The organism is Streptomyces laculatispora (assembly GCF_017353455.1).
Lineage (GTDB): Bacteria > Actinomycetota > Actinomycetes > Streptomycetales > Streptomycetaceae > Streptomyces > Streptomyces laculatispora.
Genome location: NZ_JAFMPZ010000521.1, coordinates 1 through 15,439, shown reverse-complemented (window position 1 = coordinate 15,439; position 15,439 = coordinate 1). Strand labels below are relative to the sequence as shown.

At 70.1% G+C, this 15,439-nt stretch carries 14 protein-coding genes and 2 tRNA genes; 14 read left to right on the top strand and 2 right to left on the bottom strand.

Annotated elements, in window-relative coordinates; translation table 11 throughout:
- The first annotated feature begins 251 nt into the window (after positions 1-251).
- Positions 252-1,379: an SCO2583 family membrane protein gene (locus tag J1C73_RS27420; protein WP_207318734.1), complete on the top strand. Its 1,128-nt coding sequence runs from the start codon at positions 252-254 to the stop codon at positions 1,377-1,379.
- On the opposite strand, the gene J1C73_RS27415 is transcribed toward J1C73_RS27420, so the two are convergent.
- Positions 1,303-2,439, bottom strand: coding sequence for a M48 family metallopeptidase (locus J1C73_RS27415; protein WP_207318733.1), 1,137 nt, complete (start codon positions 2,437-2,439; stop codon positions 1,303-1,305). The genes J1C73_RS27420 and J1C73_RS27415 overlap by 77 nt on opposite strands.
- A gap of 110 nt (positions 2,440-2,549) precedes the next feature.
- Between J1C73_RS27415 and J1C73_RS27410 the strand changes: the two genes are divergently transcribed.
- The 7 genes from J1C73_RS27410 to J1C73_RS27380 all read left to right on the top strand — a co-directional run bounded on the left by J1C73_RS27410 (position 2,550) and on the right by J1C73_RS27380 (position 6,924).
- Positions 2,550-2,702: a hypothetical protein gene (locus J1C73_RS27410; RefSeq protein ID WP_164494319.1), complete on the top strand. Its 153-nt coding sequence runs from the start codon at positions 2,550-2,552 to the stop codon at positions 2,700-2,702.
- Between the two features lie 84 nt (positions 2,703-2,786).
- The gene (locus J1C73_RS27405) at positions 2,787-2,951 is read left to right on the top strand and encodes a hypothetical protein (RefSeq protein ID WP_164494318.1); all 165 of its coding nucleotides are present in this window, start codon (positions 2,787-2,789) and stop codon (positions 2,949-2,951) included.
- Positions 2,952-2,989: 38 nt separating this feature from the next.
- Complete coding sequence (gene nadD / locus J1C73_RS27400; RefSeq protein ID WP_207318732.1) at positions 2,990-3,607, top strand: nicotinate-nucleotide adenylyltransferase; 618 nt, start codon at positions 2,990-2,992, stop codon at positions 3,605-3,607.
- Positions 3,608-3,626: 19 nt separating this feature from the next.
- Positions 3,627-5,426: an LCP family protein gene (locus J1C73_RS27395; protein ID WP_207318731.1), complete on the top strand. Its 1,800-nt coding sequence runs from the start codon at positions 3,627-3,629 to the stop codon at positions 5,424-5,426.
- A 215-nt stretch (positions 5,427-5,641) separates the two neighbouring features.
- Positions 5,642-6,073, top strand: a complete 432-nt coding sequence (rsfS, locus tag J1C73_RS27390) for a ribosome silencing factor (protein ID WP_024494266.1) — start codon at positions 5,642-5,644, stop codon at positions 6,071-6,073.
- The gene (locus tag J1C73_RS27385) at positions 6,070-6,723 is read left to right on the top strand and encodes a histidine phosphatase family protein (protein ID WP_207318735.1); all 654 of its coding nucleotides are present in this window, start codon (positions 6,070-6,072) and stop codon (positions 6,721-6,723) included. Before rsfS ends, J1C73_RS27385 begins: the two co-directional genes overlap by 4 nt.
- A gap of 128 nt (positions 6,724-6,851) precedes the next feature.
- A tRNA-Ala gene (locus J1C73_RS27380) sits at positions 6,852-6,924 on the top strand.
- Between the two features lie 20 nt (positions 6,925-6,944).
- Here J1C73_RS27380 and J1C73_RS27375 read toward each other — a convergent pair.
- On the bottom strand, positions 6,945-7,880 hold the full coding sequence (locus tag J1C73_RS27375; RefSeq protein WP_207318730.1) for a helix-turn-helix transcriptional regulator: 936 nt from the start codon (positions 7,878-7,880) through the stop codon (positions 6,945-6,947).
- Between the two features lie 186 nt (positions 7,881-8,066).
- On the opposite strand from J1C73_RS27375, the gene J1C73_RS27370 reads away from it, so the two are divergent.
- The 6 genes from J1C73_RS27370 (at position 8,067) to J1C73_RS27345 (ending at position 15,396) form a co-directional block, all read left to right on the top strand.
- Positions 8,067-9,548, top strand: coding sequence for an MFS transporter (locus J1C73_RS27370; protein ID WP_207318729.1), 1,482 nt, complete (start codon positions 8,067-8,069; stop codon positions 9,546-9,548).
- Between the two features lie 235 nt (positions 9,549-9,783).
- On the top strand, positions 9,784-10,017 hold the full coding sequence (locus J1C73_RS27365; protein ID WP_123470935.1) for a hypothetical protein: 234 nt from the start codon (positions 9,784-9,786) through the stop codon (positions 10,015-10,017).
- 111 nt (positions 10,018-10,128) lie between these two features.
- A tRNA-Ala gene (locus J1C73_RS27360) sits at positions 10,129-10,201 on the top strand.
- A gap of 366 nt (positions 10,202-10,567) precedes the next feature.
- Complete coding sequence (gene leuS / locus J1C73_RS27355; RefSeq protein WP_207318728.1) at positions 10,568-13,441, top strand: leucine--tRNA ligase; 2,874 nt, start codon at positions 10,568-10,570, stop codon at positions 13,439-13,441.
- A 166-nt stretch (positions 13,442-13,607) separates the two neighbouring features.
- The gene (locus tag J1C73_RS27350) at positions 13,608-14,378 is read left to right on the top strand and encodes a hypothetical protein (RefSeq protein WP_207318727.1); all 771 of its coding nucleotides are present in this window, start codon (positions 13,608-13,610) and stop codon (positions 14,376-14,378) included.
- Positions 14,379-14,550: 172 nt separating this feature from the next.
- Positions 14,551-15,396, top strand: coding sequence for a DegV family protein (locus tag J1C73_RS27345; protein WP_123470928.1), 846 nt, complete (start codon positions 14,551-14,553; stop codon positions 15,394-15,396).
- Positions 15,397-15,439 lie beyond the last annotated feature (43 nt).

Below are 15,439 nucleotides of genomic sequence, written 5' to 3'. Positions count from 1 at the left end.
CCTGGGTTCCGGCCCGTGCCCCCGGACTCGCCCGGCTGCCCCTCGCCGGGGCAGTTCCGCGCCCGCCTCCGCGTTTACGTTCGCCGTAATCGACCTACTCTCAAGGTATGACCCCTCACTGCTCGAAGAGGGGGCTCCTCACTTGCCCGGACATGCCCCCGCATGACGGGCAGGCCCTGCCCAGGCCGTCCGGCCGCGGCAGGGGCGCACCGCACCGGCCTCCGGTCGGTGACGTGGAGTCGGGAGAAGTCATGGCAGACCACGGAGATCCACCAGAAGGCCCGGCGGAGAACAGTGCGAGCGGCGGCGAGGACGAATACCGGTCGCTCGTCTTCGACGAGTCCTTCGTGCGGGCCGCCCGCCTTCAGGAGTTCTCCGCCCAGGAGCGCATGGGGGAGCACGCCCGTGCCGTACGGAGCCTGCCGGGCCGGACCCTGCGCACCGGCTCCCGGGCCGCGCTCGCCCTGGTCGTCCTGATCGCCCTTGCCTTCGGCACGGCCGTCTTCATGGGCTTCCGCCACCCCTACCAGGCCCCCGTCGGGAGACGGGTCGAACCGCTGCGGATGACCTTCGTCCCTCTGGCGCCGCGCGGCGCCGTACCCCCGGGCACGCCGGCCGGCCTGTTCGCGAGCAGCCCCGCCGCCCAGTACCCGAAGGGCGCCGAAGGCATCAATGTCCCGGTGGCCCGGCGGACGGACAACTTCTCGGAGAGCCAGGTGCTCACCGCTCTGACCACGGTCAAGAACTATCTGGCGGCCTCCTCGCTCGACCCCGACGTCCTCGGCGGGAACACGGTGCGGCCGGTGGAGTCACTGCTCGACCCGGACCAGATGGCCCAGTTCGAGAGGAGCATGAACGAGCCGTACGACGACGGGCAGCACGCCGCGACCGGCTGGCTCGTGCGATTCGACCCGGCCCAGGTCGCCCTCGCCCCGGAGATCCGGGTCCGGGGCACGCTGCGGTACGCCGAGGTGGGGTCCGACACCCTGGAGGTGGTGTCGGACCACACCTTCACCTACGCGCTCCGCCCGGCCGTCTCGGGTCCCCAACAGGCGGATGGCGCGTCGTTGTTCACCGTGCGGCGGGAGCTGCGCTTCCTGCTCGACCGGGAGGACCTGCGACTGGGCCGGCTGGAGGTGCGGACCAGCTACGTCCAGGCCGGACCGCAGTCCTGCACGGCCGACACCAGCGGTGCGCTGCGGCCGCTGCTCGCCGGGCGGCGAGCGGTCTCCAGGGGCCCGGCGGGCACCGACCCGTACGAGACGGGCCGGCCCGCCGCCGCGCTGTGCGGGACGCTGGAGGTCAGCTCCTTGCCGGACCGGGCTCCTGCGGCCCCTCAGGGTCCTCGGGGCTCCGGGACTCCTGTGGCCCGTCCGTAGCGTCGCCCTTGCCGGTGCCCGAGCCGCCGGCCCCGCCGGTGAACTTGTCGCGGAGCCTGCCGCCCAGATCGCCGGCGCCGCCCGCTATGTCGCCGACCAGCTTCATCAGCGGGTCCTTGCTGCTGCGCACCGAATCGGCGTAGTGCGAGGCGGATTCCTTGAAGGCGTCCGTGACCGAGGTGTCCTTGTCCGCGTCACGACGCGGGTAGTGCCCGTCCATGATCCGCTGGTAGTCGCGGGTCTCGGACCACTTCTTCAGCTCGGCCGCCCGGACCGTGGTGAACGGGTGGGTACGGGGCAGCACATTGAGGATCTTGAGCACGGAATCGCGCAGGTCGCCGCCCTTCTCGTACTCGTCGGCCTGGGCGAGGAAGGCGTCCACGTTCATCTCGTGGAGGTGGTTGCCTCCGGCGATCTTCATCAGCCCGCGCATCGAGGCCCGCAGATCCTGGCCGACCAGCAGCCCGGCCCGGTCGGCGGACAGCTCCGATTTGCGGAACCACTCGCGCAGCGCCGTCACGATCGCCATGATCGCGACGTTGCCCAGCGGAATCCAGGCCACCTTCAGGGCGAGATTCGTGAGGAAGAGCAGGATCGTGCGGTACACGGCGTGCCCGGAGAGGGCGTGCCCCACCTCGTGGCCGACGACCGCCCGCATCTCCTCCTCGTCGAGCAGCTCCACCAGTCCCGTCGTCACCACGATGATCGGCTCGTCGAGCCCGATGCACATGGCGTTGGGCTGGGGGTCCTGGGTCACGTACATCGGCGGGACCTTCTCCAGGTCCAGGATGTAACAGGCGTCCCGCAGCATGCCGTTGAGATGGGCGAACTGGGCGTCGCTCACCCGCACGGAGTCCGACAGGAAGAGCAGTCGCAGACTGCGCTCGGGGAGCAGGCCGCTCAGCGCCTTGAAGACGGTGTCGAAACCGCTCAGCTTCCGCAGGGCAACCAGGGCCGATCGGTCCGCCGGGTGTTCGTACGCCCGGGACGAGATTCCCGGGAAACGCCTGCGCTGCCTGCTCGGCACGTTCTCGTGACTCGCGTTGCTGCTGTCGGTCATGAATAGGCCCCCTGTTCGTACGAGACGTCGCTCGCCCCCTGATAAATCCCAGCCTAGGTGCTGGCGCTACGGTGTGCGGGGGGCTGTGGATAACTGAGGAGACGCCCGACATGCCGCACACCGTTGCTCTGCTCGCCGCCGCATCCGAAGAGCAGGGACCGGGCAACACGCTCCGCATCGTGCTGCTCGTCTCGCTCGTCGGAGCCGCACTGCTGGCCTGGTTCCTGCTGCGCGGATACCGCAACGACGACAACAACGACTGAGTCGGCGTGAGCGTGCCCAGGGCTCCCGCATACGATGTCCGCGACGTCTTCCCTCCGACTCCCGATCGATAGGTCCTGCCGAAGATGAGCCTCACGAGCACCGCACACCAGCTGGTCACCGTCGCCGCCGAGGGCGCCGAACACGGCGGCAATCACGAAAGCCTCAGCCCGCTCCTCACCGGTGGCGGCGCGTTTGTCGCGCTTCTCCTCCTTCTGTGGATCACCACGCGCTTCAACCGCGACCGCTGAGGCCGAGGCGTACAGCTGTGCCAGTAGGCTCTGCACGCATGGGAGAGCAGGAAGTGCCTACCGGCCCCGGAAAGCGCCGAATCGGCGTGATGGGCGGGACGTTTGACCCGATTCATCATGGACACCTGGTGGCGGCCAGTGAAGTGGCCGCCCAGTTCCACCTCGACGAGGTGGTCTTCGTTCCGACCGGGCAGCCGTGGCAGAAGAGCCACAAGCAGGTGTCCGCGGCCGAGGACCGGTATCTGATGACGGTCATCGCGACGGCGTCGAACCCGCAGTTCTCGGTCAGCCGGAGCGATATCGACCGCAACGGTCCCACGTACACGATCGACACCCTGCGGGACCTGCGCGCGGTCCACGGGGACGCGGACCTCTTCTTCATCACCGGTGCGGACGCGCTCGCCCAGATCCTCACCTGGCGGGACGCCGACGAGTTGTTCTCGCTGTCCCACTTCATCGGTGTGACGCGGCCGGGGCATGTGCTCACGGACGACGGTCTGCCGAAGGGCGGTGTCTCTCTCGTGGAGGTCCCCGCGCTGGCGATCTCCTCCACGGACTGCCGTGGGAGGGTCGCCGCGGGCGATCCGGTCTGGTACCTGGTGCCGGACGGTGTGGTCCGCTACATCGACAAGCGCCAGCTTTACCGCGGCGAATGAGCCACGGAGAGGGGCACCGGTGAACGACCGACAGAATCCGTACGATCCGTACTACCAGCAGCCGCAGATCGTCGGCTACGACGAGTACGGGCAGCCGGTGTACCAGCAGCCCGGACAGCAGCAGTACGACCCGTACGGGCAACAGCAGCAGCAGGCCCAACAGCCCCAGCAGGCGCAGCAACACCCTGGGCAGCAGGCGCCCCAGACGGATCAGGGCTACGGCTATGACCCGTACGCCCAGCAACAGCAGCAGCAACAACAGGGCCCGCCTCCGCAGCAGTACGACCCGTACGCCTCCCAGCAGCACCAGGCCCAGCAGCATCAGGCCCAACAACACCAGGCCCAACAACACCAGGCCCCGCAGCAGGGTTACGGCTACGACGGCTACGGCTACGACACCGGGCAGCAGCCCGCCGCGGTCGACACCGCTCAGCAGTGGAACGTCCCGCAGCAGGCCCCGCCGTTCGAGCCCGCTCCCACGCCTGTCCCACCGCCGCGGGACCCCGGTCCGGCAGCGGACGCCGAGCCGGAGGCAGCCGTCCCCGGTCAGCGTCGCGGCGACCGCGACGACGGCACCGAGCAGTTCTCCTTCATCGAGGAGCCCGACGAGGACTCCGAAGACGTCATCGACTGGCTCAAGTTCACCGAGAGCCGCAGCGAGCGCCGGGAGGAAGCACGGCGCCGCGGCCACAACCGGATGGTCGCCCTGATCGTCGTGGTGGCCCTGGTCGTGGTCGGCGGCGTCGGCTACCTGTGGTCCGCGGGCAAGCTCCCCGGCCTCTCCGCCTCGGACAAGGAGGACACCGCGACGAGCGGTCCGCAGCGGCGGGACGTCATCGTGGTCCATCTCCACAACACCAAGGGCGGCGGTACGTCGACGGCGCTGCTCGTCGACAACGTCACCACCAAGCAGGGAGCCACGGTCCTGCTCCCCAACTCGCTCGCCCTCTCCGACGAGGACGGCAACACGAGCACGCTCGGCAAGTCGGTCGAGGACGACGGCACCACCGGCACCCGGGAGTCCATCGACACGCTGCTCGGCACCGAGATCAGCGGCACCTGGCGGCTCGACACCCCGTATCTGGAGAACCTCGTCGACCTGGTCGGCAACATCGACGTCGACACCGACACCGATGTGCCCGACGCCAAGAAGGGGGCCTCGCCCCTGGTGAAGAAGGGCAAGGCGCAGACGCTCAGCGGCCCGATGGCCGTCGCGTACGCCACCTACCGCGGCCCCGCCGAGGCCGAGGCCAAGCAGCTGACGCGGTTCGGGCAGGTCATGCGCGGAGTGCTGCGGAAGATCTCGGACGACCCGAAGGCCGCCACCGTCACCGTGCAGACGCTCGCCCAGATCCTCGACCCCTCGCTCCGCGAGGAGGACCTCGGCGCCTCCCTGGCCAAGCTCGCCGAGCACGCCAAGGTCGGCGACTACAAGACGGCGCTGCTGCCGGTCCAGGAAGACGGCAGCCTCACCGACTCGGCCACGGACAGCGTCGTCAAGGACATTCTGGGCGGCACGGTCAAGGCCCCGGCGGCGGACGCGGCGGTGCGGGTCGCCATCAGGAACGCCACCGGCAGCGATCGCGGCACGGAGTCCGCCCGGATCAAGCTGGTCAACGGCGGCTACGTCTTCGTCAACGGCGGGAAGTCCGACGCGGTGGCCTCCTCCGAGGTCCTCTACAAGGATGCCGAGGGCAAGGAGAAGGCGACCCAGGTCGCCAAGACCCTCGATCTGCCGACGAGCGTGGTGAAGCAGGGCAAGCCGACCGGGAACGCGGACGTGTCCGTCGTCGTCGGACAGGACTACAAGCTCGACTAGCCCGACCGGGCCGGCCGGCCCGATCGGCTGTGGGGCGGCTGCGGGATGGTTCCGGAGCCGCCCCACAGCCGTTCCGGAGCCGCCCGCGGGGGTCCCGGGGCCGCCGCGCGGTGGCCCCGGACGGCCGCTGAACGGTCTTCGGGAAATGGCTGCGTGGGCTGTCGGCGGTCCGTGAGACCCTAGAGGTCGATCTGCCCGCCGACGAAAGCCTGCTTGTGACCGCCACGGACCGCTCCATCGAGCTCATCAACGCCGCCGCTCAGGCGGCCGCCGACCGGCTCGCGCACGACATCATTGCGTACGACGTCAGCGATGTGCTGTCGATCACGGACGCCTTCCTGCTGGCTTCGGCCCCCAACGACCGCCAGGTCAAGTCGATCGTCGACGAGATCGAGGAGCAGCTCCAGAAGGAGCTCGGCGTCAAGCCGGTCCGCCGCGAGGGCGACCGCGACGCCCGCTGGATCCTCCTCGACTACGTCGACATCGTCATCCATGTCCAGCACAGCGAGGAGCGCGTTTTCTACGCGCTGGAGCGCCTCTGGAAGGACTGCCCCGAGATCGCTCTGCCCGAGGACGCCGTGAAGACCCGCGGCAAGGCCGAGGAGCACGCGCAGCTCACCGGCGGCACGGAAGGTGACCAGAGCTGAACGGCAGCGGAAGCGGCAGGGGCCGCAGGATCGTCCTCTGGCGACACGGCCAGACGGCGTGGAACCTGGAGCGCCGGTTCCAGGGTTCCACGGACATCGAGCTGACCGAGGCCGGCGTCGGACAGGCCCGTCGGGCCGCCCGGCTGCTCGCATCGCTGAAGCCGGACGCGATCGTCGCCTCCGATCTGCGCAGGGCCGCGGCCACGGCCGCCGAGCTCGCCGCGATCACCGGTCTCGGCATCGCGCACGACCCCGGCCTGCGTGAAACCTACGCGGGCGCGTGGCAGGGCCTCACCCACGAGGAGATCGTGGGCCGGTTCGGCGAGCAGTACGCGGCCTGGAAGCACGGTGAGCCGGTGCGGCGCGGCGGCGGTGAGCTGGAGACCGAGGTCGCCGACCGGGCCGCTCCTGTCGTGCTCGCACACGCCGACAAGCTGCCCGACGAGGGCACGCTCGTCGTCGTCAGCCACGGTGGCACCATCCGGACCACCATCGGCCGGCTGCTGGGCCTGGAGTCGCACCACTGGGAAGGGCTCGGCGGGCTGACCAACTGCTGCTGGTCGGTGCTGGGCGAGGGCGCACGGGGCTGGCGTCTGCTGGAGCACAACGCGGGCACGCTGCCCGAGCCGGTGCTCGGCGACGACGACTGACCGGTCGTCCGAGCCCTGCCCGGACGGCGCCTTCGCGCGTCACCGGCCTGATTTCACTTTCCGGCTGGTCACAGGCTAAAGTTCTTCTTGTTCGCAGCGCGGAAACGCAAAGAAACACAGCGGACAGCGGGGCTATAGCTCAGTTGGTAGAGCGCCTGCATGGCATGCAGGAGGTCAGGAGTTCAATTCTCCTTAGCTCCACAATCAAGATCCCGTCCCCGTCAGGGGGCGGGATCTTCTTTCTGGGCCCGGCTGGGGCCGGGGCCGGCGGCCACATCTCGCGGACACACTTCGCGGCGGGCGCGCAGTGCCGCCAGCTGCTGTTCGCTCTCCCGGTCCGCCGGGGTGTAGGCGACGATCCGGCACTCCGGCAGCCCGTTGACGGAGAGCGAGACCGATGTCATCCGTATCTCGGCGGACGCGGCACAGTGCCGGAAGGTCTTCACCCGGGGACCGGGCGGGGCGACGTCCCCGCTGCGCCACAGCCGGTCGAAGTACGGGCTGGCCGCGGAGAGCTCCGCGACGAACGTCTCCCAGGCGGGCTCGCCCGTATGGCGTCCGTAGCCGCCCCGCAGGGTCGCCACCATGAGCGGCAGCTCCTGGGCCCGGTGGACGATCGGGCAGTCCTTCTCGGGCACCGTGAACAGCACCCACAGCACATTGCGCATCCCGGTGTCCATCACTTCGGGTACGCCGAAGAGATCGCGATAGGCGGCGTTGGTCGCCAGTACGTCGTACCGGGCGTTGTAGACGACCGCCGGGTGCGGGTCGAGTGCGTCGATGATGCCCTGGACCTCCTGCCCGACCTCGATCGTGTCGGACTGTCTGCCCGGGATGTACGCCACCTCGGCCAGGTGGTAGAGGTGCTCGCGCTCCGAGGGGTCCAGCCGGAGGGTGCGCGCCACCGCGTCCAGGACCTGCGCGGAGGCGTTGATCGGACGGCCCTGCTCCAGCCAGGTGTACCAGGTGACCCCGACCCCGGAGAGCTGGGCGACCTCCTCGCGGCGCAGGCCCGGGGTGCGGCGCCGGAACCCCGGCGCCATGCCCACGTCGGCCGGTGTCACCCGGGCCCGGCGGCTGCGCAGGAAGTCGGCGAGCTCCGGCCGACGGCCGTGCTGCCGGCCCCTCCGGTTCTGCCCCGCCCGTTCCTGAAGCACCGGTTCCTGCCCGGCCGGTTCCGGGCGGGCCGGTTGGCCCGGTCGCTCCGGTGTTACCCGATGTCGTGCCGTCACCGTCGTCACACCCCCATCGTCGGTGTTCCTCCCGGGTGTTGCCAGGTGCTGCCAGTACCAGCATCAGCGGGCTCTGGTTACCCGTATACGGCTGGGACCAGCCTTGAGGTCATGACCGCGACCACGACTTCCGAGGCAACTCCACGTTCCGTATCCAGTAAAGACCCCACCACCGACAAGCGCCCCGGACGGCTGCTCGCCCTGGTGCTGGCGGCCCAGTTCATGGCACTGCTCGACATCTTCATCGTCAATGTGGCCGCCCCGACGATCCGCACCGAACTCGGCGCATCAGGTGCCGGATTGCAGCTGGTGGTGGCCGGGTACACCATCTCCTACGCCGTCTTGCTCATCACCGGTGCCCGGCTCGGCAGCGTCTTCGGACACGGTCGCGCCCATCTGGCGGGTCTCGCTGTCTTCACCGTTGCCTCGCTTGCCTGCGGACTCGCCATGGGCACCGGGCAGTTGATCGCCTTCAGGGTGATCCAGGGGGTCGGCGCGGCGGTGATGATCCCGCAGGTGCTCAGCCTGATCCAGCAGCACTTCAGCGGCGAGGCACGGGTTCGCGCACTGGGTGCCTACGCGGCGGTGCTGGCCACCGGAGCCGCGGCCGGGCAGGTGGTGGGCGGGGTGCTGGTCAGCGCGGATCTGTTCGGGACGGGCTGGCGGCCGGTCTTCCTGGTCAATGTGCCGATCGGGCTGGTTCTGCTGGTGCTCGGCGTTCGTGTGCTGCCGGGTGAGCCGCGTGCCGGACGGGCCCGGCGCGAGGCGCGGGCCCGCGGGCTGGACCTGGTGGGGCTGCTGATACTCGCCGCAGCCGTCGTCCTGCTCACCGTTCCGCTGGTGCTCGGACAGGAGTTGGGCTGGCCGGCCTGGACCTGGAGCTGTCTGCTCGCTTCCATGGTGTTCTTCGCCGGCTTCGCGGCGTACGAGACACGGCTGGCCGCGCGCGGCGGCGCGCCACTCATCGCGCTCAGGGTGCTCCGCATCCCCGGCATCGCGCGGGCGGCGCTGCGCATTCTCCTGGTGATGGGGACCAACGCGGGCTTCCTCTTCGTGATGACGCTGCACGTCCAGGGCGGTCTGGGGTACTCGGCGCTGCGCAGCGGGCTGATGTTCGCGCCGACCGCGGTGGCCTTCGGCGCGGTCGGGCTGACCTGGCGGCGCTGGCCCGCCCGGCTCCAGGGAGCCCTGGCCCCGGCCGGGTTCACGCTCGTGGCCGTCGGTTCGGCGGCTCTCGGCTTCCTGATGCGCGAGGGCGGCGATGGCGGTGCGGGGCTGTACGTGGTCTTCGTCGTCATCGGCGCCGGCATGGCACTGGGCTTCAGCCCCACTCTTACGGGTGCCCTGGCGAACGTACGGCCGGAGGACGCCGCCGATGCGAGCGGCGTACTCGTGACCGTCACTCAGCTCGGCCAGCTGATCGGCGTCGCGGGGTTCGGCACGCTCTACCTCAACCGCCTTGATACGCCTGGCGCGCAGGGTTCGGGAGAGGCCTTGTGGGTATGCGCTCTCGCACTGTCTGCGGCCGCCGTCGTGGGTGTGCCGGCGGGTCTTGTGCGGCGTCGGCGGACGACGGGATCTCGGCAGGGCTGACCCTCTTGCGGGGTCATGGCAGAATCGGACCGCCGGAGGGGGCGACGGACCGAACGGGAGGGAGTGCGCGATGCCTGCGAGTCGCCACGAGGTCCCGGACCTGCCCCCTGTTCCCGAAGCCCGCGTACGCGCCGGCCGCCCCGTCGGCAGTTCGCCCCCCACGGCCCGGACGCCCGGCGGGAACGGCGGAACCCTCCCCTTGTGCACGGCCCGCGGCCGCATCCGGAGCTGACCCATGGGTGCCCACAGGCGGAAGTGCGACTGGTGCGGCAGCGGTACGCCCATCGTCAGGGACATGGACCCGGTCAATCCGGACTACCAGTACTGGTGCGAGGAATGCGCGCAGGCGCTGGTCATAAAGGGCGACCCCATCGAGACCTACCGGGAGCTGGAGGGCGAGCCGATCTACGGCCGTCTGCTGGAGGAGCACTGCACGCTCAAGCGCTTCTACTCCTTCGCCACCGCCTGACCGGGCCCCGCCGAGCAGGCGGAATCGGGCAGACCGGAAACGATTTGGTGGACGGCCAGGGTGACCGGTAATGTTCTCGATGTCGCCGCGGGAGACCGGGCGGTACAGCACGGGGCTATAGCTCAGTTGGTAGAGCGCCTGCATGGCATGCAGGAGGTCAGGAGTTCAATTCTCCTTAGCTCCACAGTGAAGATCGAGCAGCGGGCCATCCGGATTCGGGTGGCCCGCTGCTCGTCTGTGTGGCCGCCCCGGCAGGGCGCGGTACGCGGAGTGTCCGCCCCTTCCGTGGGTGTCGCCGTACGGTCCGCATCCCGATGTGTCCACGGATCGGCGGCGCCCGGGTGGTCGCCGGGCCGTTGCGGTACCCTGACGCCATGCGTGCCGTACGCCTTCTGCTTAGCGAGCCGCGCTGATCACTCCCGACCGGTGAGAATGCCTGGTCGGCATCGGCGCGGCGTCCCCTCCTGTGCGAGGGGATTTTTCGTTTCCGTAGACGCGTGTCCGTAGACGTGGGCGCCGGCAGATGACGATCGATGGAGCTTTGAGGATCATGAGCGAGACGAATTCCGCAGCCGACGTTGCTGCGCCGCACCGCTATACGGCAGCGATGGCCGCCGACATCGAGGCACGCTGGCAGGACTTCTGGGACGCCGAGGGCACCTACGAGGCGCCCAACCCGACCGGCGACCTGGCGGACAACCCGGAGCTGGCCGCCAAGCCGAAGAAGTTCATCATGGACATGTTCCCGTACCCCTCGGGTGCGGGCCTGCACGTCGGCCACCCGCTGGGATACATCGCCACCGATGTCTTCGCCCGTCACCAGCGGATGACCGGCCACAACGTCCTGCACACCCTGGGCTTCGACGCCTTCGGTCTGCCCGCGGAGCAGTACGCCGTACAGACCGGCACGCACCCGCGGCTGTCCACCGAGTCCAATATCGAGAACATGACGGCGCAGCTGCGCCGGCTGGGCCTGGGCCACGACAAGCGCCGCTCGTTCGCCACCATCGAGTCCGAGTACTACAAGTGGACCCAGTGGATCTTCCTGCAGATCTTCAACTCCTGGTACGACGCCGAGGCGGACCGCGCCCGGCCGATCGCCGAGCTGATCGCCCAGTTCGAGAGCGGCGAGCGCCAGGCCCCGGACGGCCGCGACTGGAGCGCGCTGAGCGCGACCGAGCGTGCCGACGTGCTGAGCGGCCACCGACTGGCCTACGCCTCCGACGCGCCCGTGAACTGGTCGCCGGGCCTGGGTACCGTTCTGGCCAATGAGGAGGTCACGGCCGACGGCCGCTCCGAGCGCGGCAACTTCCCCGTCTTCAAGGCCAAGCTGCGCCAGTGGAACATGCGCATCACCGCCTATGCCGACCGGCTGCTGAACGACCTGGACGGGCTGGACTGGCCCGAGGCCATCAAGCTGCAGCAGCGCAACTGGATCGGCCGCTCCGAGGGCGCGCGGGTCGACTTCCCGGTCGACGGCGCCGGCGACATCACCGTGTTCACCACCCGCCAGGACACCCTGTTCGGCGCCACTTACATGGTGCTGGCGCCCGAGCACGAGCTGGTCGAGCGGATCATTCCGGCCGCCTGGCCCGAGGGCACCCACCCGGTCTGGACCGGCGGACACGCCTCCCCGGCCGAGGCCGTCACCGCGTACCGCAAGCAGGCCGCCGCCAAGTCCGACGTGGAGCGGCAGGCCGAGGCCAAGGACAAGACCGGGGTCTTCACCGGCGCGTACGCGACCAACCCGGTCAGCGGCGAGCAGGTCCCCGTCTTCATCGCCGACTACGTGCTGATGGGCTACGGCACCGGCGCGATCATGGCCGTACCGGCGCACGACGCGCGCGACTTCGCCTTCGCGCGCGCCTTCGAGCTGCCGATGCGCTGTGTCGTCAAGCCGTCGGACGACCGCGGCACGGATGCCTCGACGTGGGAGGACGCCTTCGCCTCGTACGAGGCGAAGCTGGTCAACTCCGCGAACGACGAGATCTCCCTGGACGGCCTGGGCGTCGTCGACGCCAAGGCCCGCATCACCGACTGGCTGAAGGAGCACGGCGTCGGCGAGGGCACCGTCAACTTCCGGCTGCGCGACTGGCTGTTCAGCCGCCAGCGCTACTGGGGCGAGCCCTTCCCGATCGTGTACGACGAGGAGGGCATCGCCCACCCGCTGCCCGAGTCGATGCTGCCCCTGGAGCTGCCGGAGGTCGACGACTACTCGCCGCGCACCTTCGACCCGGACGACGCCGACACCAAGCCCGAGACCCCGCTGTCCCGCAACGCCGACTGGGTCAACGTCACGCTGGACCTGGGCGACGGGGCCGGCCCGCGAAAGTACCGCCGCGAGACCAACACCATGCCCAACTGGGCCGGCTCCTGCTGGTACGAGCTGCGCTACCTGGACCCGAACAACGCCGACAAGCTGGTCGACCCGGCGATCGAGCAGTACTGGATGGGCCCGCGCGAGGGGCAGCCGACCGGTGGTGTCGATCTGTACGTGGGCGGCGCCGAGCACGCCGTACTGCACCTGCTGTACGCCCGCTTCTGGTCCAAGGTGCTGCACGACCTGGGGCACATCTCCTCCGCCGAGCCGTTCCACAAGCTGTACAACCAGGGCATGATCCAGGCCTTCGTCTACCGGGACAGCCGCGGTATCGCGGTCCCGGCGGCCGAGGTCGAGGAGCGCGACGGGGCGTACTACCACGAGGGCGAGAAGGTCAGCCGCGTCCTGGGCAAGATGGGCAAGTCCCTGAAGAACGCCGTGACGCCCGACGAGATCTGCGGCGAGTACGGCGCGGACACCCTGCGTCTGTACGAGATGGCGATGGGCCCCCTGGACGTGTCGCGCCCCTGGGACACGCGCGCGGTCGTCGGCCAGTACCGGCTGCTGCAGCGGCTGTGGCGCAATGTCGTCGACGAGGACAGCGGTGAGGTCACCGTCGTCGACACCGAGCCCGGCGAGGACACGCTGCGCGCCCTGCACAAGGCGATCGACGGTGTCGGCGGGGACATGGCCGGAATGCGCTTCAACACGGCCATCGCCAAGGTCACCGAGCTGAACAACCACCTGACCAAGGCGGGCGGCCCGCTGCCGCGCTCCGTCGCCGAGCCGCTGGTGCTGCTGGTGGCGCCGCTGGCGCCGCACATCGCCGAGGAGCTGTGGCGCCGGCTGGGCCACACCGACTCGGTCGTGCACCAGGACTTCCCGGTGGCCGACCCGGCGTACGTCATCGACGAGACCGTGACCTGCGTGGTGCAGATCAAGGGAAAGGTCAGGGCGCGCCTGGAGATCTCCCCGTCGATCACGGACGCGGAGCTGGAGGCCCTGGCACTGGCCGACCCGGCCGTCGTCGCCGCGCTGGACGGGGCGGGCATCCGCAAGGTGATCGTCAGGGCTCCGAAGCTGGTGAACATCGTTCCGGCCTGATCCGGGCGAGAGGCCCCGGGCATCTGACGCCGTGGTGACGGTGTGAGGGCTTTCCCCTACGGGCAGGTTGGGGGTTCCATTGGAACCCCCAACCTGCCCGTTCCGTTTACGGTGGAGGGGCCGGTAAACACGTGTCGGCAGCCGTCACACCATCCGAGGGGCACTCATGGAAGCCGTGATCCTGATCCTGGGGCTGCTCGTCGTCGCGTTCGTGGCCCTGGGCATCTATGTGAGTGTCAAGGTCATCGGGGCGGCCAGCCGCGGGGTGGACCGTACGATCACGCAGGCGCGCCGCGCCGTGGAGGACACCACGCTGCGGGCGAAGAGCTACGGGCAGCTGGGCGTCGCCGGCGAGCTGGCACAGCTGCGCCTCTCGCTGCGCACCTCGATGCGGGCCACGCAGGAGGCGCTGCAGACGGGCGTGACCGAGGACGCCTCGCTCTCCGAGTCGCTGGGACTGTTCCAGCGGCTGAGTGTGCACGGCCGCGAGCTGGACGACGAGCTGAAGAGGCTGGAGCGGGAGCCCGACAAGACGACGGTGACCTCGTTGCTGCCGGGACTGAAGGAGCGCACCGGGCAGATCACGCGCTCCGCGGAGTCGCTGCGCTGGGCCGCGCGTGACCGGGCCCGCCAGTTCGCCGACGACGATCTGGCCGCCCTGAACGTCCAGATCGACGTGGAGGCCGGTGCGCTGCGGCACTGGACGACGGAGGAGCCGGTGCCGGGGCAGCAGCCCGACCGCCCGGCCGAGCGTGGCCAGAGAGCGGGGCAGGACCGCGCGGGAGCCCCTGGACCCGCCCAGCGGGAGGGGCGGGCGCAGGGGCACGGAAACGGGCCGGGAGACGAGGGGATCGCGCAGGCCATCACGGCTGCGGACCCGCGGCAGCAGACCGGCTACCCGTGGCAGAAGAGGCCGCGGCCCGAGACCACGAACTGAGGAAGCGCACGTCCGGGTTCTCGGCACAGATACGGAGTGCCGGGGGCCACGGTGCCGAGCGGGGCGTCGAGCAGGACCGGGCATGGCAGGATGCGGCTCGAAGCGACCGGAACTGATCATTCGGTCGGGGTCGGACTGCCGAGCCACCGCCCCGGAAGGTAACCTCCCGCTCATGTCCCGCCATGTCGCGATCGTCACCGATTCAACGGCCTACCTGCCGCCCGAGGCGATGGAACGGCATGGCATCACCGCAGTGCCGCTGACCGTCGTCCTCGGTGATCAGGCGCTGGAGGAGGGTACCGAGATCTCGGCCCGCTCCCTCGCGCTGGCGCTCCAGAAGCGCCGCCCCGTGACGACGTCCCGGCCCAGCCCCGAGGTGTTCGCCGCCACCTACCGTGCGGCCGCCGACGCCGGGGCGAGCGGCATCGTCTCGCTGCACCTGTCCGCGGAGTTCTCCGGCACCTACGACGCCGCCCTGCTCGCGGCGAAGGACGCGCCGGTGCCGGTACGGGTGGTGGACACCGGGATGGTCGCCATGGCCCTCGGCTTCTGCGCCCTGGCGGCGGCGGAGGCCGCGGACGCGGGCGGCAGCCCGGACGACGCGGTGGCGGCGGCCGAGAAGCGTGCGGCGGGCACGTCCACGTACTTCTACGTCGACACCCTGGACTACCTGCGCCGCGGCGGCAGGATCGGTGCCGCACAGGCGCTGCTCGGCTCGGCCCTCGCCGTGAAGCCGCTGCTCCAGCTGGACGGCGGCCGCATCGAACTGCTGGAGAAGGTGCGGACGGCCTCGAAGGCCATCGCCCGGCTGGAGGAGATCGTCGCCGAGCGGGCGGGCAGCGGGCGGGTGGACATCGCGGTGCATCACCTGGCGGCCCCGGAACGGGCCGAGCGACTGGCCGAGCGGCTGCGCGAGCGGGTTCCCGGACTGGTCGATCTGCATGTCAGTGAGGTGGGTGCGGTGATCGGCGCGCACACAGGTCCGGGGCTGCTGGGAGCAGTGGTTTCGCCGCGCTGATGTCACTGCCCGGTGTGGTGGAGTTATCCACAACGGGCAGGTT